Genomic DNA, 18461 nt, shown 5'->3' with positions numbered 1-18461 from the left:
ATGGCGCGCTATTCGTTTCGTTTGCCCGACATCGGCGAGGGTATCGCCGAGGCTGAGATCGTCGCGTGGCACGTCAAGGTGGGTGAGCGCGTCGAGGAAGACGCGCAGCTGGCCGACATGATGACCGACAAGGCGACGGTCGAGATGGAATCGCCCGTTTCGGGCGTGGTGGTCGAGATTGCCGGCGAGGTCGGTGACCTGATTTCGATCGGCTCGACGCTCGCGGTGATCGAAACCGACGAGGAGGTGGCCGAGGAAGAGACACCGGCCGAGGAAGCCGCCGAAGAGGAAATCGAAGCCGGGACGCCGGGCGCCGAAGAGGCGACGCCGGTGAAGGCGGAGGTGGCTGCTCCCACTCCGGCTCCCGCGCCCGCGCCGGCATCGGCACCCGAGCCGGCGCCTGCTTCCGCCAAGGCGGAGGCCGACCGTCCGGTTCTCGCCTCGCCCGCCGTTCGCGCGCGCGCGAAGGATCTGGGTGTCGACCTGGCCCAGGTCCAGGCCGAAGGAGATCGCATCCGCCACGCCGATCTCGACGCCTATCTGCGCTACAGCGCGGGGCAGGGGTATCTTGCGCCCGGCACGCCGCGCGCGCGCGCCGACGAACCGGTCAAGGTGATCGGGATGCGCCGCAAGATCGCCGAGAATATGGCGGCGTCGAAGCGCGCGATCCCGCACTTCACCTATGTCGAGGAAATGGACGTCACCGCGCTCGAGGCGATGCGCGCCGATCTGAACGCCAACCGCGGCCAGCGCCCCAAGCTGACGATGCTGCCCTTCCTGATCGTCGCGATCTGCCGCACGATCCCCGACTTTCCGATGATCAACGCGCGCTACGACGATGAGGGCGGCGTGGTGACGCGCCACGGCGCGGTGCATCTGGGCATGGCGACGCAGACCGACGCCGGGCTGATGGTGCCGGTGATCCGCGACGCGCAGGACAAGAATGTCTGGCAGCTCGCGGCCGAAATCACCCGCCTCGCCGAAGCGGCGCGCACAGGCAAGGCCAGGGTAGAGGAATTGACCGGCGGCACGCTGACCATAACCTCGCTTGGCCCGCTTGGTGGCATCGCGACGACGCCGGTGATCAACCGCCCCGAGGTCGCGATCATCGGCCCGAACAAGATCGTCGAGCGCCCCGTCTTCGCCAAAAATGCCTTGGGGGGCGACGATATCCGCCGGGCAAAGCTGATGAACCTGTCGATCAGCTGCGACCACCGCGTCGTCGATGGCTGGGACGCGGCGAGCTTTGTCCAGGCATTGAAGAAGCTCGTCGAAACGCCGGTCCTGCTGTTCGCCGATTGAGCGCCCGCCCTCGCTGCCCGCTGGCGCGCGCGTCGAAGCTCGCGTAAGAGGAAGCATGACCGGGAGGCAGGCAGGGTGATCGAGGACAGGGGACGGAGGGAGTTGCCGGCGGCGCGCACCGACCCCCTCGAGCAGATCGAGATCGACGATTTCCGGCGCGACCGCCTGCTCGCGGCGCTCGCGCTGATCCTCGGCGCGGCCTTTTGCCTGGGGCTGCCCTTCGCGTTGCAGGCGGGGGCCGAATTCTTTCTGCCGCTGACCGCGGCGATCGTCATCGCCATCGCACTCGTGCCGATGCTCGAATGGCTCGAACGGCGCGGTGTGCCGTCGGGCCTTGCCTCTTTCCTGTCGCTCGCGGCCTTTCTGGCGCTGATCAACGCGGCGCTGGCGATCATCGTCGTGCCCGCGACGGGCTGGTTCGCGCGGTTGCCCGAATCGATCCCGCGGATCCAGAGCAACCTTGCGCCGCTCATTGACTTTTATGCGACGCTCCAGCGCTTCGTCGACCGCACGCTGACCTCGGTGGCGAGCGGGACCGAAGCGACCGCGCAGGCGATGGCCGACACCGCGCCGACGTCGGTGTTCGATTATTTCATCTCTGCGGCGCCGGCAGCGGCGATCCAGCTTTTCTTCGCCATCCTTGTCGTCTTTTTCTTCCTCGCCGGCTGGACGCGGCTGCGCAAGGGAACGATCCGCCGGCGTGGCAGCTTCGACGGGGCGATGCAGACCGCGCGGGTGATCCAGAACGTCGTCGACGCGACCGCCGACTATCTGGCGACGATCACGATGATCAACGCGATCCTGGGCCTGACCGTCGCGCTATTGCTCTGGGCGCTCGGTATGCCGTCGCCCTTCATGTGGGGCGGCATCGTGGCGATCTGCAATTTCGTGCCCTATCTGGGGCCGATCGTCGCGGCGATCTTGCTGGGTCTGGGCGGACTGATGACATTCGACGCGGTGGGATTTGCGCTGATTCCCGCGCTGATCTTCATCGGCGTGCATCTGTTCGAGGCGAATCTGATTACCCCGCTCGTGCTCGGGCGGCGATTGACGATCAATCCGCTGCTGATTCTGGTGTCGCTCAGCTTCTGGGGCTGGGTTTGGGGAACCCCCGGCGCGCTGCTCGCGGTGCCTTTGCTGCTGATTTTGCAGACGATCCTCCATTCGACCGGAACCCCCGATCTGGCGGGTTTCCTGTTCGAACGCGGCACGCTGACCGCCGCCGAGGAAATGCGAAGTCGATTAAATCGCGCGCAGAGCGAAAGCGACGGTTGACACGCCGGAGCGGGGGCAATATTGGCGCGGCTCCCAAGCACACGCGGGTGTAGCTCAGTTGGTTAGAGTGCCGGCCTGTCACGCCGGAGGTCGCGGGTTCGAGCCCCGTCACTCGCGCCATTTCCTGCCTTTTAGGACGGAATGGCGGCCGCGGCTTGGGAGCATTTCATCGCAGTGATATATCAGGATCGGCGCGGCCCGTCAGCCGCGCCAGCGTCCCAGTTCCATCCATCGCAAGAGCGGCTTGAGCGGCAGAATCCAGACTATCCCCGCGGCGAGATAGAAGACCCCCTGCACCAGAATCGGCCAGGTGCCGACCCACGGCGACAGGCTGACGATGATCGCCGCCCACGCCGCGATCAGCAGAAGGATCAGAAAGATGCCCGCGGGCTTGCGCCAGCTGGGGTCGGGATTGGCGGGCTTGTCGCTCACAAAGTTTCTCCGCAAATTATGAATTCCTGCTCGGTGAGCACGGCGTCGAGCGGCATGTCGGCCGGTTCGGCAGGAAGCGCATCGACCTCCTGCACCGACCAGCCGACGCCGATGCGTGGAATTGCGGGATGATCCGCGAAATAGCGGTCATAGTGTCCGCCCCCCTGACCCAGCCGGTTCCCTTGGCGGTCGAAACCGACGAGCGGGCAGAAGATGAGCGCGGGCTCGACGGGACCGGATGGCTCGCACGGCTGTTCGGTGCCCCATGGCCCTTTCGCGAGCGCTTCGCCCGGCGTCCAGCGGCAAAAGCTCATGGCGTCCGATCGGTCGCCGTGGTGGGGAAGGGCGAGCGGATAGGCCGCGAGCATCGGGACGATATCGGGTTCGTCGCCCCACGCGACATAGGCCGCGACCGGATCGCGGCCGGTCAGGCGCTCGGCGAGCGGCTGCGGCACGATGCGGAAGGCGGCGAGTCGTGCCATTGCGTCGAGATTCGCCGCAAAATGCTTGCGCCGAAAGCGGAGGCGCTCGCGAAGCTGCTGCTTTTGCAGGGCCAAATCGGCGGACGGGTCGTTCATCGCCTGGCCCTCGGTAATTGGCGGGTTGGCGGGACCGCCATGGTCGTTTGCCGGAAGATCCTCTGACGCCAGTAACGTCAGGTGGGGGCCGTATACGTCGGACCAGGGTCCGGGCAGGGACAGCTCCCTTGGATGATGTATCGCCTCAGGGATATTCGCAGCGGCTCGTGCCGGGCAGTGCCCGCCGCGCTCTATTTAGGGATTGCGGCGCCGCGCCTCAAGCCATTTGCTCGACGGTCGAGGCCAGCGCCTCGATCCGGTCGGCGATTTGCATCAGCGCGCGGTCGTGACGGCCGGCGGGCGCGGGCGGCGCGACCGGGGCGCCCTGTCGCAGCTTTTCGAGTTCGGCGAGCGCTGATTCTTCGCGCTGGGCAGCGACTTTCGCGTCGTGCAGCGCCCTTTTTTCGCGAAGCTGCGCCGCCTTCAATTCATCCTGCGCCGCCGCGGCGCGGCTTTCGGCCAAGGCGACGGCGGCGCGCAGCGAATCCGACTCGGGTCCGGCCTTTTCGACCTTGCCGCGCGCCTCGCTCGCTTCGTCGGCGAGCATCAGCGCCGCGAACAGCAATTGGCGCACTTCGGTGCTGCCGGTCATGCTGCGCGCCTTTTCATCGACCATCGCGGCAAGCTGGCGAAGCTGTTCCTCCTGCCCGTCGGCGCAATGGACGTCGTAGCTGCGCCCGGCGATATTCAGATGGACATCAGCCATTTTTCGCCTCCGCGATCAGCCGGTCGAGCTCACCGATCACCGCCGCGACCTCGGCCTTGAGCGCCGCCGAGTCGGTGGAGTCGCCGGTCGAAGCGGGCGTCGAAGGGGCCGCGCGTTGGGCAAGGGCTTTCTCGATGCGGCTCAGCGCGCGTTCGATGCGGCCGATGGCGAGGCTGGATTCGTCGAGATCGAGTTCCATGGCCAAAGGCGTAGCAGCGGCACCCCTTTGGCGCAATTGCCCTGCGAGGAGCGCAGCTTTTTGGGCGATTCTTGCCGCGGGCGGTTGACTCCTGCCCGCCGCGCCGCAAAGGGCAGTCGCGCACGCCAGCCCAGTCATTTGCGGGGGACCCATGACATTGCCCGAACGCCAGCTCGCCAACGCCATCCGCGCGCTTGCGATGGACGCCGTACAGGCCGCGAACAGCGGTCATCCCGGGATGCCGATGGGCATGGCCGATGTCGCGACATTGCTCTATTCGGATTATCTGAAGTTCGATCCCGCCGATCCGGCGTGGCCTGATCGCGACCGATTCGTGCTGTCGGCGGGGCATGGCTCGATGCTCGCTTATGCGACGCTGCATCTCGCGGGTTACGCGCATCCGACGATCGACGAAATCCGCAATTTCCGCCAGCTGAACAGCCCGTGCGCCGGGCATCCGGAGAATTTCGAGCTCGCGGGGGTCGAGACGACGACGGGGCCGCTGGGGCAGGGGCTCGCGACGGCGGTCGGGATGGCGATCGCCGAGCGGCATCTGAATGCGGTCTATGGTGACGATCTGGTCGATCATCGCACATATGTCGTAGCCGGCGACGGCTGCCTGATGGAGGGCATCAACCACGAAGCCATTGGTTTGGCTGGACATTTGAAGCTCGGTCGGTTGATCGTGCTGTGGGACGACAACAAGATCACGATCGACGGCGCGACCGACCTGTCGACGAGCGAGGACGTGCGGGCGCGCTATGCGGCGACCGGCTGGCATGTCGAGAGCTGCGACGGGCACGACCCCGCCGACATCCGCCGCGCGCTCGACGCCGCGCTGGCCGACGAGCGGCCGTCGCTGATCGCGTGCAAGACGATCATCGGCTTCGGCGCGCCGAACAAGCAGGGCACGTCGGCGACGCACGGCGCGGCGCTGGGCGTCGACGAGGTTGCGGCAGCGCGCGAGACGCTCGGCTGGACCGCCGAACCCTTCGTCATCCCCGCCGACATTGCCGCGGCGTGGAAAGCCTTTGGCGAAAAGGGCAAGCGTCTTCGCGCCGAATGGCAGAATCGCCTTGCAAGCAGCGCAAAGAAGGAGGATTTCGAGGCGCGGATCGCCGGCCATGTGACCCCGGGCGCGGCGTTCAAGGCCTATCTCGACGGCCTCGTCGCCGAGCCGCCCAAGGTCGCGACGCGCAAGGCGTCGGAAAATGCGCTGACCGCGCTGACCGCCGACATCGAGGCGCTCGTCGGCGGCAGCGCCGACCTGACGGGTTCGAACAACACCAAAACTTCGTCGACCAAGCCGCTGACCCGCAACGATTATTCGGGCCGCTATATCTATTACGGCATCCGCGAGTTCGGCATGGCGGCGGCAATGAACGGCATGGCGCTGCACGGCGGAGTGATCCCCTATGGCGGCACCTTCCTGGTCTTTTCCGACTATTGCCGCGGCGCGATCCGCCTGTCGGCGCTCCAGCGCCAGCGCGTCGTCTATGTGATGACGCACGACAGCATCGGGCTGGGCGAGGACGGTCCGACGCACCAGCCGATCGAGCATCTGCAGGCGCTGCGCGCGATGCCGAACCTGCTCGTCATGCGCCCCGCCGACGCGGTCGAAACCGCCGAATGCTGGGCGATCGCGCTGGCGCAGGAGGATCGGCCGACGCTGCTCGCGCTGACCCGCCAGAACCTGCCGCCGCTGCGCCATGACGTCACGGAAAATCTTTGCCTGAAAGGCGGTTACCGGCTGCGCGATGCGTCGGCGGCGCGCAAGGTGGTGCTCGTCGCGACGGGTTCCGAAGTGTCGCTCGCGATGGAGATCGCCGACCAGCTCGAGGCCGCGGGACAGGGCGCCGATGTCGTTTCGATGGTGTCGACCGAGCTGTTCGACGAGCAGGATGCCGCCTATCAGGCGAGCATTCTGCCGCGCGATGCGCTGATCGTTTCGATCGAGGCGGGCACGACCTTTGGCTGGGAGCGCTATACGGGCCGCGACGGCCTGCGCTTCGGCATCGACGGTTTCGGCGCTTCGGCCCCGATCGAAGACCTATTCAAGCATTTCGGCCTTACCGCCGATGCTATCACGCCCCAGATCATGGCACGGCTGAATAACTGAGGACTGGCCCCCCACGCAGAAAGGACGTTTCGACATGGCAGTGAAAGTCGCAATCAACGGTTTCGGACGCATCGGCCGCCTGGTGGCCCGCGCGATCCTCGAGCGCCCCGACTGCGGCCTCGAACTGGTGGCGATCAACGATCTGGCCGACGCCAAGGCCAATGCGCTGCTGTTCAAGCGCGACAGCGTCCACGGCCCCTTCCCGGGCGAGGTGAAGACCGAAGGCGACCAGATGTTCGTCAATGGCAAGGCGATCAAGGTGACCGCCGAGCGCGATCCCGCCAACCTGCCGCACGCCGCGTTGGGCGTCGACATCGCGCTCGAATGCACCGGCTTTTTCACCGACGCCGAAAGCGCGGGCAAGCACCTCAACGCCGGCGCCAAGCGCGTGCTGATCTCGGCCCCCGCGAAGGGCGTCGACCTGACCGTCGTCTATGGCGTCAACCACGACAAGCTGACCGCCGAGCACAAGATCGTGTCGAACGCCAGCTGCACCACCAACTGCCTGGCGCCGGTCGCCAAGGTGCTGAACGACGCGCTCGGCATCGAACGCGGGCTGATGACCACGGTCCACGCCTATACCAACGACCAGAAGATCCTCGATCAGATCCACAGCGACATGCGCCGCGCGCGTGCCGCCGCGATGTCGATCATCCCGACGACGACGGGCGCCGCGCGCGCGGTCGGCGAAGTGCTGCCCGAACTCAAGGGCAAGCTCGACGGATCGGCGATCCGCGTCCCGACCCCGAACGTCAGCCTGGTCGACCTGACCTTCACGCCGAAGCGCGATACGACGAAGGATGAGGTGAACCAGATCCTGAAGGATGCGTCGGAAGGCGCGCTGAAGGGCGTTCTCGCCTTCTCCGACGAGCCGCTGGTGTCGATCGATTACAATCATTGCCCGGCAAGCTCGACCGTCGACAGCCTCGAGACCGCGGTGCTCGAAGGCAAGCTGGTGCGCGTGGTGAGCTGGTACGACAATGAATGGGGTTTCTCGAACCGCATGGTCGATACCGCCGGCGTGATCGCGGGGTTGCTTTGAATTGATCACCGTTCGTCCTGAGGAGGGACTGAGCTTGGCGAAGGCCCGTCTCGAAGGACCCTTCGAGACACCGCTTCGACAAGCTCAGCGGTTCCTCAGGGCAAACGGAAACAGGAATGGGAAACGTCGATGACCGCGTTCAAAACCCTCGACGATATTGGCGACGTTACCGGCAAGCGTGTGCTCGTCCGCGTCGATTTGAACGTGCCGATGGCGGACGGTGCGGTAAGCGACGCGACGCGGCTGCAGGCCGCGGTGCCGACGATCCGCGAACTGTCCGACAAGGGCGCGATCGTGCTGCTGCTCGCGCATTTCGGCCGTCCCAAGGGCGCGAAGAACCCGGCGCAGTCGCTGAGCCTCGTCATGGGCGGGCTCGAGGATGTGCTCGGCCATAGCGTGATGTTCATCCCCGACTGCATCGGCGACGGCGCGAAGGCGGGCGTCGCGGTGCTCGCGCCCGGCGACGTCGCGGTGCTCGAAAATACGCGCTTCTATCCCGGCGAGGAAAAGAACGACCCGGCCTTTGCCGATGCGCTCGCCGAGATCGGCGACCTTTACGTCAACGACGCCTTTTCGGCGGCGCACCGCGCGCATGGCTCGACCGAGGGCATCGCGCATCGCCTGCCGGCTTTTGCGGGCCGTGCGATGGAGGCCGAGCTCAAGGCGCTCGACGCGGCGCTGGGCAACCCCGCGCATCCCGTGGCGGCGGTGGTCGGCGGCGCCAAGGTGTCGACGAAGATCGACGTGCTCAAGAATCTCGTCGGCAGGGTCGACCATCTGATCATCGGCGGCGGCATGGCGAACACCTTCCTCGCCGCGCGCGGGGTCGATGTCGGCAAATCGCTGTGCGAGCATGATCTGGTCGATACCGCCAATGCGATCTTCGAGGCGGCCGACAGCGCCGGCTGCACGATCCACCTGCCCTATGACGTCGTGGTGGCACGCGAGTTCGCGCCCAATCCGCCGACGCGCACCGTGAACGTCCATGAAGTCGCGCCCGACGAAATGATCCTCGACGTCGGCCCCGCCGCGGTCGAGGCGCTGGCCGACGTGCTCAAGACGTGCCGCACGCTCGTGTGGAACGGCCCGCTCGGCGCGTTCGAGACCCCGCCGTTCGACGCGGCGACGGTCGCGCTCGCGAAGACCGCGGCGGCGCTGACCCGCGAAGGATCGCTGATCTCGGTCGCGGGCGGCGGCGATACGGTCGCGGCGCTGAACCATGCCGGGGTGGCGGGCGATTTCACCTTCGTTTCGACCGCGGGCGGCGCCTTCCTCGAGTGGATGGAAGGCAAGCCGTTGCCGGGCGTCGACGCGCTGAAAGGCTGACCTTTTCACAGCATTGCATCCCGCCCGGCGGGACGCTATGCGCGCCGCAACATACGTATGCAACGCACGGAGACCCTATGACCACCGCCAACGCCGAAATGCTCGACAAGATCAAATCGGGGCGGGGGTTCATCGCCGCGCTCGACCAGAGCGGCGGGTCGACGCCCAAGGCTTTGAAGGGCTATGGCATCGGCGAGGACGCTTTCTCCAACGAGGAGGAGATGTTCGCGCTGATCCACGCGATGCGCAGCCGCATCGTGACGTCACCCTGCTTCAATGGCGACAAGGTGATCGGCGCGATCCTGTTCGAGCGGACGATGGACGGCGAGGCGGGCGGCAAGCCCGTGCCGGCGCTGCTGTGGGAACGCGGCGTGGTGCCCTTTCTGAAGGTCGACAAGGGGCTGGAGCCCGAAGCCGACGGCGTCCAGCTGATGAAGCCGATGCCCGAGCTCGATGCCTTGTGCGAGCGCGCGGTTGCGAAGGGCGTGTTCGGGACCAAGATGCGCAGCGTCATCAACCTCGCCAATCCAGCAGGAATCAAGGCGATCGCGCGGCAGCAGTTCGCCGAGGCGAAGCGGATCGCGGCGCACGGGCTGGTGCCGATCATCGAGCCCGAGATCAACATCAAGAGCCCCGAGCGCGATGCTGCCGACCGGCTGCTCCTCGATGCGCTGCTCGCCGAACTCGATGCGTGGGACGGCGCGCCGGTGATGCTCAAGCTGTCGATCCCGGCCAAGGCCAATCTCTACGCTCCGCTGGTCGATCATCCGAAGGTGCTGCGCGTCGTCGCACTGTCGGGTGGTTTCGCGCGGCCTGAGGCTTGCGCGGAACTGGCCAAGAATCGCGGGATGATCGCGAGCTTCAGCCGCGCGCTGCTCGAAGATTTGCGCGCGTCGATGGACGACGACGCGTTCGATCGCTCGCTTGGCGGCGCGATTGACGAGATTCACGCGGCCTCGGTCGCCTGATGGGAGAGAGGTGGCAAGCCGTCGACGACTATATCGCCGGGAAATTGCTCGGCACCGACGACGCGCTTGCCGCCACCCTTTCCAACAACGAAGCGCAAGGCCTGCCGCCGATCGACGTGTCGCCGGCGCAGGGCAAGATGCTGTTCCTGCTCGCGCAGATGGCGGGGACGCGGCGCATATTGGAAGTCGGGACACTCGGCGGCTATTCGACGATCTGGCTCGCGCGCGCCTTGCCCGCCGACGGGCGGCTCGTGACGCTCGAGGTCGATCGCAAACATGCGCGGGTGGCGGAGGAAAATCTGACGCGCGCGGGGCTGGCGGACCGGGTCGATATTCGCGTGGGGCCGGCGAAGGACAGCCTGGCCGCGATGGCGGATGACCCGCCCTTCGACTTCGTGTTCATCGACGCCGACAAGCAGGGCAATCCGCATTATGTCGCCGAGGCGGTGCGGCTGGGGCGGAGCGGGACGGTGATCGTCGTCGACAATGTCGTGCGCGCGGGCGGGGTGCTCGACGCCGATAGCGCCGACAACGGCGTTCGCGGGACGCGCGCATTGTTCGACAGGCTCGAAGGCGACCCGCGGCTCGACGCGACGGCGGTGCAGACGGTCGGGGCGAAAGGCTGGGACGGGTTTGTGCTGGCGCGGGTGCGGTAAGCGGCTGCACTTCTTCGTCATTCGGGGCCCGACCCGGGATCCATTCTTCGCACAGCGGCTCCGATGGACCCCGGATCAGGTCCAGGGTGACGAGGCGAGTAACGCTATAATCCGCCGTCGAAGCGTAGCGAGAAGCGGTAGTCTTCGGGTGCGATCGGGGCGGCTGTCTCCTTTTCGGGCCGCACCGATTCGAGCCGGATGGCGCCGTCGGCGAGAGGGGTCGCTTCGCCGAGGGTGACCTCGAACGGCTGTTTTTCGCCGGTCGGGCGCAGCCACAGCATCTTGACGCGGACGCGGCCCGCCCAGACGCAGCGCGCGTTCGCCGGGCAGCGACTGTCTTCGAGTATCTCGACGGGCTGGACGACCGGGCCGTCGACCATCGCGCGCTGGCCGAGCGCGATGTCGCGGCCGTCGGGCAAAGGGGTTTGCGAACTGGCCGTGGCGCAGGCCGAAAGCGTCATGACGGCGGTGAATGCGGGAAGGGCGAGGCGCGGCGCGATCTGCATTTGCCGGAGTCTGACGCCGCCGCTATGAACCCGCCATGACCACCCATACCTGCCAGCTTTACCTGATCTCGCCGCTCGACGTCGGCGGCGATTTTCCCGACCGGCTCGAGGCGGCGCTGTCCGCCGGGCCGGTCGCGGCGTTCCAGTTTCGCGTCAAGGGGCTGAGCCAGCACGAGGCGGCGCGGCTTGCCGAGCCGCTGCAGGCGATCTGCGCCGCGCACGATGTCGCCTTCATCGTCAACGACGATATGGCGCTTGCGAAGCGGATCGGCGCCGACGGCGTCCATCTGGGGCAGGGCGACGGCGACCCGAAGGAGGCACGCCGGCTGCTCGGGCCGGGGGCGCAGATCGGCGTGACGTGCCACGCCAGCCGCCACCTCGCGATGGAAGCGGGCGAGGCGGGGGCCGATTATGTCGCGTTCGGGGCCTTCTTTCCGACCACGACGAAAACCGTCGAGCATCGCGCCGATCCCGAGATTCTGAGCTGGTGGCAGGGGTTGTTCGAGCTGCCGTGCGTCGCGATCGGGGGGATCACGCCGGAGAATGCGAAGCCGCTGATCGACGCGGGTGCCGACTTCCTCGCGGTGTCGGGCGGCGTATGGAATTACGCAGAAGGTCCCGCGGCTGCGGTGCAGGTCTTTGCGGCGCTGCTCGAAGCGTCCGCGGCCGATTAGGGGCGCGGCGGCGGGTCCGCCTTCGCGGCGTCCTGCGGCAGCGGCCGCTCACGGCGCCAGCCGAAGAGACCGGCGCCGGGCGTGCGGCGATCGGACTGCGCGTGGCGCGGCGAGGCGGGGGCGCAGGGCACTTCGGGATATTGGGCATCGGCCATGCGCGCTCCTATGACAGCGGAACGGGCCGCGGGATTGGATCGGCGCGCCAAATCGGCTTCGGTTCGTCGCCTTTTCGCTTGCACCGGCGCGGTGGGGGCGCAAGAGAAGGACTCCGGGGAGTAATTTTATGACAAGTGCCGACCAGCGGGCCGCCGGGCTTCGCGAACTGACGATCCGGGGCATCATCCTCGGCGGGCTGATCACTTTGCTGTTCACCGCAGCCAACGTCTATCTGGGGCTGAAGGTCGGGCTGACCTTTGCGACCTCGATCCCCGCCGCGGTGATCTCGATGGCGATCTTGCGTTTCTTTTCGGGCGCGACGATCCTCGAAAATAACATCGTCCAGACGATCGCCAGCGCGGCGGGGACGCTCGCGGCGATTATTTTCGTGCTCCCGGGGCTGGTTATCGTCGGTTGGTGGCAGGGCTTTCCCTATTGGATCACTGCGGCGGTGTGCTTCATCGGCGGCACCTTGGGCGTGATGTTCTCGGTGCCGCTGCGCCGCGCGCTCGTCGCGGGGTCGGACCTGCCCTATCCCGAAGGCGTCGCGGCCGCCGAGGTGCTGAAGGTCGGCTCGCGCGCCGGCGACGGCGCCGAGGAGAATCAGGCGGGGCTGCGCACGATCGTCCTCGGCTCGCTGGTCAGCGCGGGCTTTGCGCTGCTCGGCGCGATGAAGCTCGCGGCAACCGAGGTCGGCAGGAATTTCAAGCTCGGCGCGGGCGCGAGCGGGGTGAGCGCCAGCCTGTCGCTCGCGCTGATCGGGGTCGGTCATCTCGTCGGCCTGTCGGTCGGGCTCGCGATGCTGACGGGCATGATCATCGCCTGGGGCGGGCTGATGCCGCTGCTGACAGCGGCGCATGGCGTCGCAGGATCGGTCGACGATGCGGTCGGAGCGGTCTTTTCGCAGGAAGTGCGCTTCATCGGCGCGGGAACGATCGGCGTCGCGGCGCTGTGGACGCTGCTCAAGATCATCGGCCCGATCGTGCGCGGCATTCAGGGCTCGATCGCCTCATCGCGTGCGCGCGGCAAGGGCGAGGTCGTCGCGATCGGCGAGCGCGACCTGTCGTTCGGCGTCGTCGCCGGCACGATCCTCGGCTCGCTGATCCCCATCGCGGGGCTGCTCTGGTTCTTCGCGCAGGGCGGGCCGATCGCGGCGAGCCCCGCGGGAGTCATTTTCGCCACCCTGCTGTTCGTGCTGTTCATCGGCGCGATCATCGCGGCGGTCACGGGCTATATGGCGGGACTGATCGGCGCGTCGAACAGCCCGGTTTCGGGGGTCGGCATCCTCGCGGTGATCGCCGCCTCGCTGATGCTGCTCTTCTTCTTTGGGCGCGACCATAGCGAAGCCGATACGGCGGCGCTCGTCGCCTATGCGCTGTTCACCACGGCAATCGTCTTTTCGGTCGCGACGATCTCGAACGACAATCTCCAGGACCTGAAGACCGGCCAGCTCGTCGGCGCGACGCCGTGGAAGCAGCAGTTCGCGCTCGTGATCGGCGTCGGTTTCGGCTCGCTGATCATCCCGCCAGTGCTCGACCTGCTCAACCAGGCGTTCGGCTTCGCGGGGGCGGCGGGGGCAGGGGCCAATGCGCTGCCCGCGCCGCAGGCGGCGCTGATCAGCGCGCTCGCGAAGGGCGTGCTCGGCGGCGACTTGCGCTGGGACCTGATCGGCTATGGCGCGCTGATCGGCGTCGGGGTGGTCGCGCTCGACGAAATCCTCGGCCGCATGGGCAGGATGCGCCTGCCGCCGCTCGGCGTCGGCATGGGCATCTATCTGCCGATGTCGCTGACGATCCTGATCCCGATCGGCGCCTTTGTCGGCCATCTGTGGGAAAAGCGCGCGGCGCGGAGCCGCAAGCCCGAATTTTACACGCGCATGGGGGTGCTGCTGGCGACCGGCTTCATCGTCGGCGAGAGCCTGTTCGGGGTGCTGTTCGCGGGAATCGTCGCGGGGTCGGGCAGCGATGCGCCGCTGGCGGTGGTGGGCGAGGCGTTCGAGACCCCCGCGATCCTGATCGGCCTGCTGCTGTTCGTCGCGGCGATTGCGCTGAGCTATCGCCGCACGCGCGCGATGGCCGACAAGGCGCCCTAAGCCGCTTGCCCTTCGCCGCGCGTCCGGCTAAGGGCGCGCTCCTGTGACCGGTGCGCGCGGGCGCGTGCCGGCGGCTCTTTCCATCCTGTTCGAAGCGAGTGTGCGCGATGAAAATCTCCGGCGTTGAAATCCGTCCCGGCAATATTATCGAATATGAAGGCGGTATCTGGAAGGTTACCAAGATTCAGCACACCCAGCCGGGCAAGGGCGGGGCCTATATGCAGGTCGAGGCCAAGAATCTGATCGACGGGCGCAAGCTCAATAACCGTTTCCGCAGCGCCGACACGGTCGAAAAGGTCCGCCTCGACACCAAGGATTTCCAGTTCCTCTATGCCGAGGGCGACGACCTGGTCTTCATGGACAAGGACAGTTTCGAACAGATCAACATCTCCAAGGAGGTCGTCGGCGACGCGCATGAATTCCTGCAGGACGGCATGGAAGTCGTTCTCGAACTGTGGGAAGAGCGCCCGATCTCGGTCGAACTGCCCGAACAGATCGAAGCGACGATCGTCGAGGCCGACGCGGTGGTGAAGGGCCAGACGGCGTCTTCGTCGTACAAGCCCGCGATCCTCGACAATGGCGTGCGCGTGATGGTGCCGCCGCACATCACCAGCGGCACGCGCATCGTGGTCAATGTCTATGACCGCGAATATGTGCGGCGCGCGGATTGATTGAGTCCCCCTCCCGCTTGCGGGAGGGGTTGGGGGAGGGCCTGTCGAGGGACAGGTTCTTCCCGAAGGAAACATTCCCTCCCCCGACCCCTCCCGCAAGCGGGAGGGGGGAGTAGATATTATGGCCGTATCCGGCATCATCACCGTCATGGAACGCGCCGCGCGCAAGGCGGGGTCCAAGCTGCGCCGCGACTTCGGCGAGGTCGAGCATCTGCAGGTGTCGCAAAAGGGTCCGGCGGATTTCGTATCGAAGGCCGATCAGGCCGCCGAGCGCACGCTTTACGACGAACTGACCCATGCGCGCCCCGGCTGGGGTTTCCTGATGGAAGAGGCGGGTGAGATCGAGGGCGAGCCCGGCAAGCCGCGCTTCATCATCGACCCGCTCGACGGCACCTCGAACTTCCTCCACGCGATCCCGCAGTTCGCGATCTCGATCGCGGTGCAGGAGCCGAAGCTCGGCGGCGGCTGGGGCGACATCACCGCGGCGCTCGTCTATCAGCCCGTGACCGACGAAAGCTATTGGGCCGAGCGCGGCCGCGGCGCGTGGCTGCACGACCGGCGCCTGCGCGTTTCGTCGCGGCGCAGCCTGCACGAATGCCTGATCGCGACGGGCATCCCCTTCATGGGCCACGGCGACATGGCGCAGTGGAGCCGCATCTTCGGCGCGGTCGCGCCCGACGTCGCCGGCATCCGCCGCTTCGGCGCCGCGAGCCTGGACCTCGCATGGGTCGCGGCGGGGCGTTTCGACGGCTTCTGGGAAAGCGACCTCAAGATCTGGGACGTCGCGGCGGGCATGTTGCTGGTGCGCGAGGCGGGCGGTTTCGTCAGCGATTTCCGCGGCGGCGAGCGCGCGATCGAGCGCAGCGAATATATCGCTGGCAGCAGCGCGGTGCATTCGAAGCTGCAAAAGCTGGTTGCCGGCGCGCTGCGCAACGCCTGAGGGGCGGGGAACTGCCAAATGATCCTCCCCGTGCCGGGGAGGGGGAGCGAGCGGGATAAAGGAACGCGCGGGGCGCGTTGCTTCCCGCGAGGCCGAAGGGTGGTGGAGGGGCACAGGCGGTTTGCCTTTCCCTCTTTGAACGCAGCGTAAACCGAGGGTGCTCCTCCGCCATGCTTCGCATGCTCCCCCTCCCCCAAGGGGGAGGACCGTCCGCTTCCCACCCCAAAGCCGTCGCCGGCCGCCACCTCAGCTTTCGAACAAATATTCGTGATAGGCGTCCATCAGCGACGCCCAGGTGTTGAACGTTTCGCTGATATTTTCCTTGGGAATGCCCGCGAAATCGACGTCGATGTCCATTTCGAGCACCGGGTCGCCGGCTTCGTCGCGATAGGCGCGGGCGAAGCGTTTTTCGCGGTTCCACTGGTTGAGCTTTTCGAGCGGCGTGTCCTTGGCGTCGCTGAAGCCCATATAATATTGCAGCGTCCGGCAATTCTTTCCTTCGGTGCAGTTCATGAACAGCACGAGGAATTTCAGCCCGTTGCGGTTGCTTTCGATATAGGGGTCTTCGCCGTCCTTCTGGACCAGCGTTGCGGGCCAGCCGTGCGACTCGACGATCGCCTTGATCGCTTGGGGATCGCTGGCGCTGACGAGTTGCGCGCTCGCCGGAGCGGCGGCCAAGGCGAGCGCCGCGCCCGTTGCAAGGGCGGTGTGAAGCATGAAATGTGGCATAGTGGCTCCCCATATCCGTCGGGCGCTGGCTGCCCGGAATATCGACCCCGTTTTCATGGGCCTAACACAGTGATCGGGGGTATCGCCAGCCGGCTTTGCCTATTTGCCGCCGCCTCGCGACAATTTCCTGCCCGCAGCGCTTGCGAGGCGCGGCCGGCTGGCCTAAAGCGCCCCGCATAACGGGTGCGCAGACACCCAGATACGAACAGACTGCGAGCTCCCATGGTCGATCTGACTCAATATCTGCCGATTCTCATATTCCTGGCCATCGCGCTCGGATTGTCGGCCGCGTTCGTGTTCCTGCCGATGGGCGTCGCCCGCCTGACCGGCGCGCACCAGCCCGACCCGGCGAAGCTTTCCGAATATGAATGCGGTTTTCCCGCATTTGAAGACGCCCGCAGCCAGTTCGACGTGCGATTCTACCTCGTCGCCATTTTGTTCATCATCTTCGACCTCGAAGCCGCCTTCCTCTTTCCCTGGGCGGTAAGCCTGGAGGAAATCGGCTGGGCCGGCTGGGCGACGATGATGGTGTTTCTGGCCGAGCTGGCGCTCGGCCTTGTCTATGCGTGGAAGAAAGGGGCGCTGGATTGGGAATGAGCAGCACCACCATCCTGACCCCCGGCACGATGCCGGTCGCTCCGGGCACGGCCCCGGAGCAGGGCTTTTTCGACGATCTGAACGCCGAAGTCGGCGACAAGGGCTTCCTCGTCACCTCGACCGAGGATCTGTTCAACTGGGCGCGCACCGGCTCGCTGTGGTGGATGACCTTCGGGCTCGCCTGCTGCGCGGTCGAGATGATCCACGTCAACATGCCGCGATACGACATGGAGCGGTTCGGCGTCGCGCCGCGCGCCAGCCCGCGCCAGTCGGACGTGATGATCGTCGCGGGGACGCTGTGCAACAAGATGGCGCCCGCGCTGCGCCGCGTCTATGACCAGATGTCGAATCCCAAATATGTGATTTCGATGGGCAGCTGCGCCAATGGCGGCGGCTATTATCATTACAGCTATTCGGTGGTGCGCGGCTGCGACCGCATCGTGCCGGTCGACATCTATGTTCCCGGCTGCCCGCCGACCGCCGAGGCCCTGCTCTATGGCGTGATGCAATTGCAGCGGAAAATCCGCCGCGTCGGGACGATCGAACGCTGATGGCCAGTCCCGCTCCCCTCATCGCCCCGCGCGACGGCCTTGCCGACGCGCTCGCCAAGGCGCTCGGCCAGGACATGCTCGCGCATGTCTTCGCGGTCGGCGAGGACAGCATCACGGTGCGCCGCGAGGCGGTCGCGGGGGTGATGATCAGCCTTCGCGACAATCTCGATTATCAGCAGCTGATGGAAATCGCCGGGGTCGACTATCCGAACCGGCCCGAGCGCTTCGAAGTCGTCTATCACCTGCTCAGCGTCACGAAGAACCACCGCCTGCGCGTGCGCGTGTCGACCGACGAAGCGACGCCGGTGCCGACGATCGTGCCGGTGTGGCCGAACGCCGGCTGGCTCGAGCGCGAGGTGTTCGACATGTATGGCGTGCTGTTCGCGGGCAATCCCGACCTGCGCCGCATCCTGACCGACTATGGCTTTCAGGGCTTTCCGCAGCGCAAGGACTTCCCGCTGACCGGCTATACCGAGCTGCGGTATAGCGAAGAGGACAAGCGCGTCGTGTACGAGCCGGTGCGGCTGGCGCAGGATTTCCGCAATTTCGACTTCATGTCGCCGTGGGAAGGCGCCGACTATATCCTGCCGGGCGACGAAAAGGCCGGCGGGACCGGCGAGGCGCCGGGCAAAGGCGCGCCGAGCCCGATGACCGCGCAAGAGGTGAAGAAGGCCGACGAGGCAAAGGCGGCGCCGCCGCCGACCCCGAAGACGACCGAAAGCCCGGCGCAGACCGGCGCGGGCAAGACCGCCGACAAGGAAGCGACGAAGAAGAGCCGCGACGGCAAGCAGGCGAAGCCCGAGGCCGCGGCGGAATCGAAGCCGTCGGCGAAGGCGAAGGGCGCTTCGACGCCCAAGGCGAAAGCGCCCGCCAAGGCGAAGGCGCCGCGCAAGCCCAAGGCAGGAGGTGACGCATGACCGACTCTCCTCAGGTCAAGCACCA

Annotated in this window: 21 protein-coding genes and 1 tRNA gene; 15 read left to right on the top strand and 7 right to left on the bottom strand. The window is 66.6% G+C overall.

Annotated features, from left to right (window positions below; all coding sequences use genetic code 11):
* From CHB69_RS04225 to CHB69_RS04215, 3 genes are all read left to right on the top strand, one after another.
* A complete protein-coding gene (locus CHB69_RS04225; RefSeq protein WP_089214660.1) occupies nt 1-1302 on the top strand; it encodes a dihydrolipoamide acetyltransferase family protein in 1302 nt (433 codons plus the stop codon).
* Between the two features lie 78 nt (nt 1303-1380).
* Nucleotides 1381-2577, top strand: coding sequence for an AI-2E family transporter (locus CHB69_RS04220; protein WP_245836521.1), 1197 nt, complete (start codon nt 1381-1383; stop codon nt 2575-2577).
* Between the two features lie 43 nt (nt 2578-2620).
* Nucleotides 2621-2697, top strand: a tRNA-Asp gene (locus CHB69_RS04215).
* Nucleotides 2698-2778: 81 nt separating this feature from the next.
* Here the strand turns inward: CHB69_RS04215 and CHB69_RS04210 are convergent.
* The 4 genes from CHB69_RS04210 to CHB69_RS04195 form a co-directional block, all read right to left on the bottom strand.
* The gene (locus tag CHB69_RS04210; RefSeq protein ID WP_089214658.1) at nt 2779-3009 is read right to left on the bottom strand and encodes a DUF2842 domain-containing protein; all 231 of its coding nucleotides are present in this window, start codon (nt 3007-3009) and stop codon (nt 2779-2781) included.
* Complete coding sequence (locus tag CHB69_RS04205; RefSeq protein WP_089214657.1) at nt 3006-3587, bottom strand: 5-formyltetrahydrofolate cyclo-ligase; 582 nt, start codon at nt 3585-3587, stop codon at nt 3006-3008. Before CHB69_RS04205 ends, CHB69_RS04210 begins: the two co-directional genes overlap by 4 nt.
* A gap of 217 nt (nt 3588-3804) precedes the next feature.
* Nucleotides 3805-4293, bottom strand: a complete 489-nt coding sequence (locus CHB69_RS04200; RefSeq protein ID WP_089214656.1) for a cell division protein ZapA — start codon at nt 4291-4293, stop codon at nt 3805-3807.
* Nucleotides 4286-4492 (bottom strand): two-component system sensor histidine kinase BasS, encoded by a 207-nt coding sequence (locus CHB69_RS04195; RefSeq protein WP_089214655.1) that lies wholly within the window; start codon nt 4490-4492, stop codon nt 4286-4288. Before CHB69_RS04195 ends, CHB69_RS04200 begins: the two co-directional genes overlap by 8 nt.
* A 151-nt stretch (nt 4493-4643) precedes the next feature.
* On the opposite strand from CHB69_RS04195, the gene tkt reads away from it, so the two are divergent.
* The 5 genes from tkt to CHB69_RS04170 all read left to right on the top strand — a co-directional run bounded on the left by tkt (nt 4644) and on the right by CHB69_RS04170 (nt 10603).
* A complete protein-coding gene (tkt, locus tag CHB69_RS04190) occupies nt 4644-6611 on the top strand; it encodes a transketolase (RefSeq protein WP_089214654.1) in 1968 nt (655 codons plus the stop codon).
* 34 nt (nt 6612-6645) lie between these two features.
* Complete coding sequence (gene gap, locus CHB69_RS04185) at nt 6646-7653, top strand: type I glyceraldehyde-3-phosphate dehydrogenase (protein ID WP_089214653.1); 1008 nt, start codon at nt 6646-6648, stop codon at nt 7651-7653.
* A gap of 129 nt (nt 7654-7782) precedes the next feature.
* A complete protein-coding gene (locus CHB69_RS04180) occupies nt 7783-8979 on the top strand; it encodes a phosphoglycerate kinase (protein ID WP_089214652.1) in 1197 nt (398 codons plus the stop codon).
* 77 nt (nt 8980-9056) lie between these two features.
* Nucleotides 9057-9947 (top strand): fructose bisphosphate aldolase, encoded by an 891-nt coding sequence (locus CHB69_RS04175; RefSeq protein ID WP_089214651.1) that lies wholly within the window; start codon nt 9057-9059, stop codon nt 9945-9947.
* Nucleotides 9947-10603 carry an O-methyltransferase gene (locus tag CHB69_RS04170; RefSeq protein WP_089214650.1) on the top strand — a complete coding sequence of 219 codons (657 nt, stop codon included), beginning with the start codon at nt 9947-9949 and terminating at the stop codon, nt 10601-10603. Before CHB69_RS04175 ends, CHB69_RS04170 begins: the two co-directional genes overlap by 1 nt.
* 104 nt (nt 10604-10707) lie before the next feature.
* Here CHB69_RS04170 and CHB69_RS04165 read toward each other — a convergent pair whose 3' ends face one another.
* Nucleotides 10708-11109, bottom strand: coding sequence for a hypothetical protein (locus CHB69_RS04165; protein WP_245836496.1), 402 nt, complete (start codon nt 11107-11109; stop codon nt 10708-10710).
* A gap of 35 nt (nt 11110-11144) precedes the next feature.
* On the opposite strand from CHB69_RS04165, the gene thiE reads away from it, so the two are divergent.
* Nucleotides 11145-11783, top strand: a complete 639-nt coding sequence (gene thiE, locus CHB69_RS04160) for a thiamine phosphate synthase (protein ID WP_089214649.1) — start codon at nt 11145-11147, stop codon at nt 11781-11783.
* Here the strand turns inward: thiE and CHB69_RS20030 are convergent.
* The gene (locus CHB69_RS20030; RefSeq protein WP_170935425.1) at nt 11780-11938 is read right to left on the bottom strand and encodes a hypothetical protein; all 159 of its coding nucleotides are present in this window, start codon (nt 11936-11938) and stop codon (nt 11780-11782) included. The two genes, thiE and CHB69_RS20030, sit on opposite strands and share 4 nt — an antisense overlap.
* 128 nt (nt 11939-12066) lie before the next feature.
* Here CHB69_RS20030 and CHB69_RS04155 point away from each other — a divergent pair, with 128 nt between their 5' ends.
* The 3 genes from CHB69_RS04155 to CHB69_RS04145 all read left to right on the top strand — a co-directional run bounded on the left by CHB69_RS04155 (nt 12067) and on the right by CHB69_RS04145 (nt 15642).
* Nucleotides 12067-14031: an OPT family oligopeptide transporter gene (locus CHB69_RS04155; protein WP_089214648.1), complete on the top strand. Its 1965-nt coding sequence runs from the start codon at nt 12067-12069 to the stop codon at nt 14029-14031.
* 107 nt (nt 14032-14138) lie between these two features.
* A complete protein-coding gene (efp, locus tag CHB69_RS04150; protein ID WP_089214647.1) occupies nt 14139-14702 on the top strand; it encodes an elongation factor P in 564 nt (187 codons plus the stop codon).
* A 121-nt stretch (nt 14703-14823) separates the two neighbouring features.
* Nucleotides 14824-15642 carry an inositol monophosphatase family protein gene (locus CHB69_RS04145; RefSeq protein ID WP_089214646.1) on the top strand — a complete coding sequence of 273 codons (819 nt, stop codon included), beginning with the start codon at nt 14824-14826 and terminating at the stop codon, nt 15640-15642.
* 246 nt (nt 15643-15888) lie between these two features.
* Here the strand turns inward: CHB69_RS04145 and CHB69_RS04140 are convergent, their stop codons facing one another.
* Nucleotides 15889-16371 carry a YbjN domain-containing protein gene (locus CHB69_RS04140; RefSeq protein WP_089214645.1) on the bottom strand — a complete coding sequence of 161 codons (483 nt, stop codon included), beginning with the start codon at nt 16369-16371 and terminating at the stop codon, nt 15889-15891.
* A gap of 222 nt (nt 16372-16593) precedes the next feature.
* Here CHB69_RS04140 and CHB69_RS04135 point away from each other — a divergent pair, with 222 nt between their 5' ends.
* The 3 genes from CHB69_RS04135 to CHB69_RS04125 are packed head-to-tail and all read left to right on the top strand — an operon-like array spanning nt 16594 to nt 18436.
* Nucleotides 16594-16968: an NADH-quinone oxidoreductase subunit A gene (locus tag CHB69_RS04135; RefSeq protein ID WP_089214644.1), complete on the top strand. Its 375-nt coding sequence runs from the start codon at nt 16594-16596 to the stop codon at nt 16966-16968.
* Nucleotides 16965-17519: a NuoB/complex I 20 kDa subunit family protein gene (locus CHB69_RS04130; protein WP_089214643.1), complete on the top strand. Its 555-nt coding sequence runs from the start codon at nt 16965-16967 to the stop codon at nt 17517-17519. The genes CHB69_RS04135 and CHB69_RS04130 overlap by 4 nt, the downstream gene beginning before the upstream one ends.
* A complete protein-coding gene (locus tag CHB69_RS04125; RefSeq protein WP_089214642.1) occupies nt 17519-18436 on the top strand; it encodes an NADH-quinone oxidoreductase subunit C in 918 nt (305 codons plus the stop codon). Before CHB69_RS04130 ends, CHB69_RS04125 begins: the two co-directional genes overlap by 1 nt.
* Nucleotides 18437-18461 lie beyond the last annotated feature (25 nt).

It is taken from the genome of Sphingopyxis indica, from assembly GCF_900188185.1.
In the GTDB taxonomy this organism is placed as follows: domain Bacteria; phylum Pseudomonadota; class Alphaproteobacteria; order Sphingomonadales; family Sphingomonadaceae; genus Sphingopyxis; species Sphingopyxis indica.
Note: the sequence above shows the minus strand (reverse complement) of the source record. Positions and strands in the feature narration are given on the sequence as shown.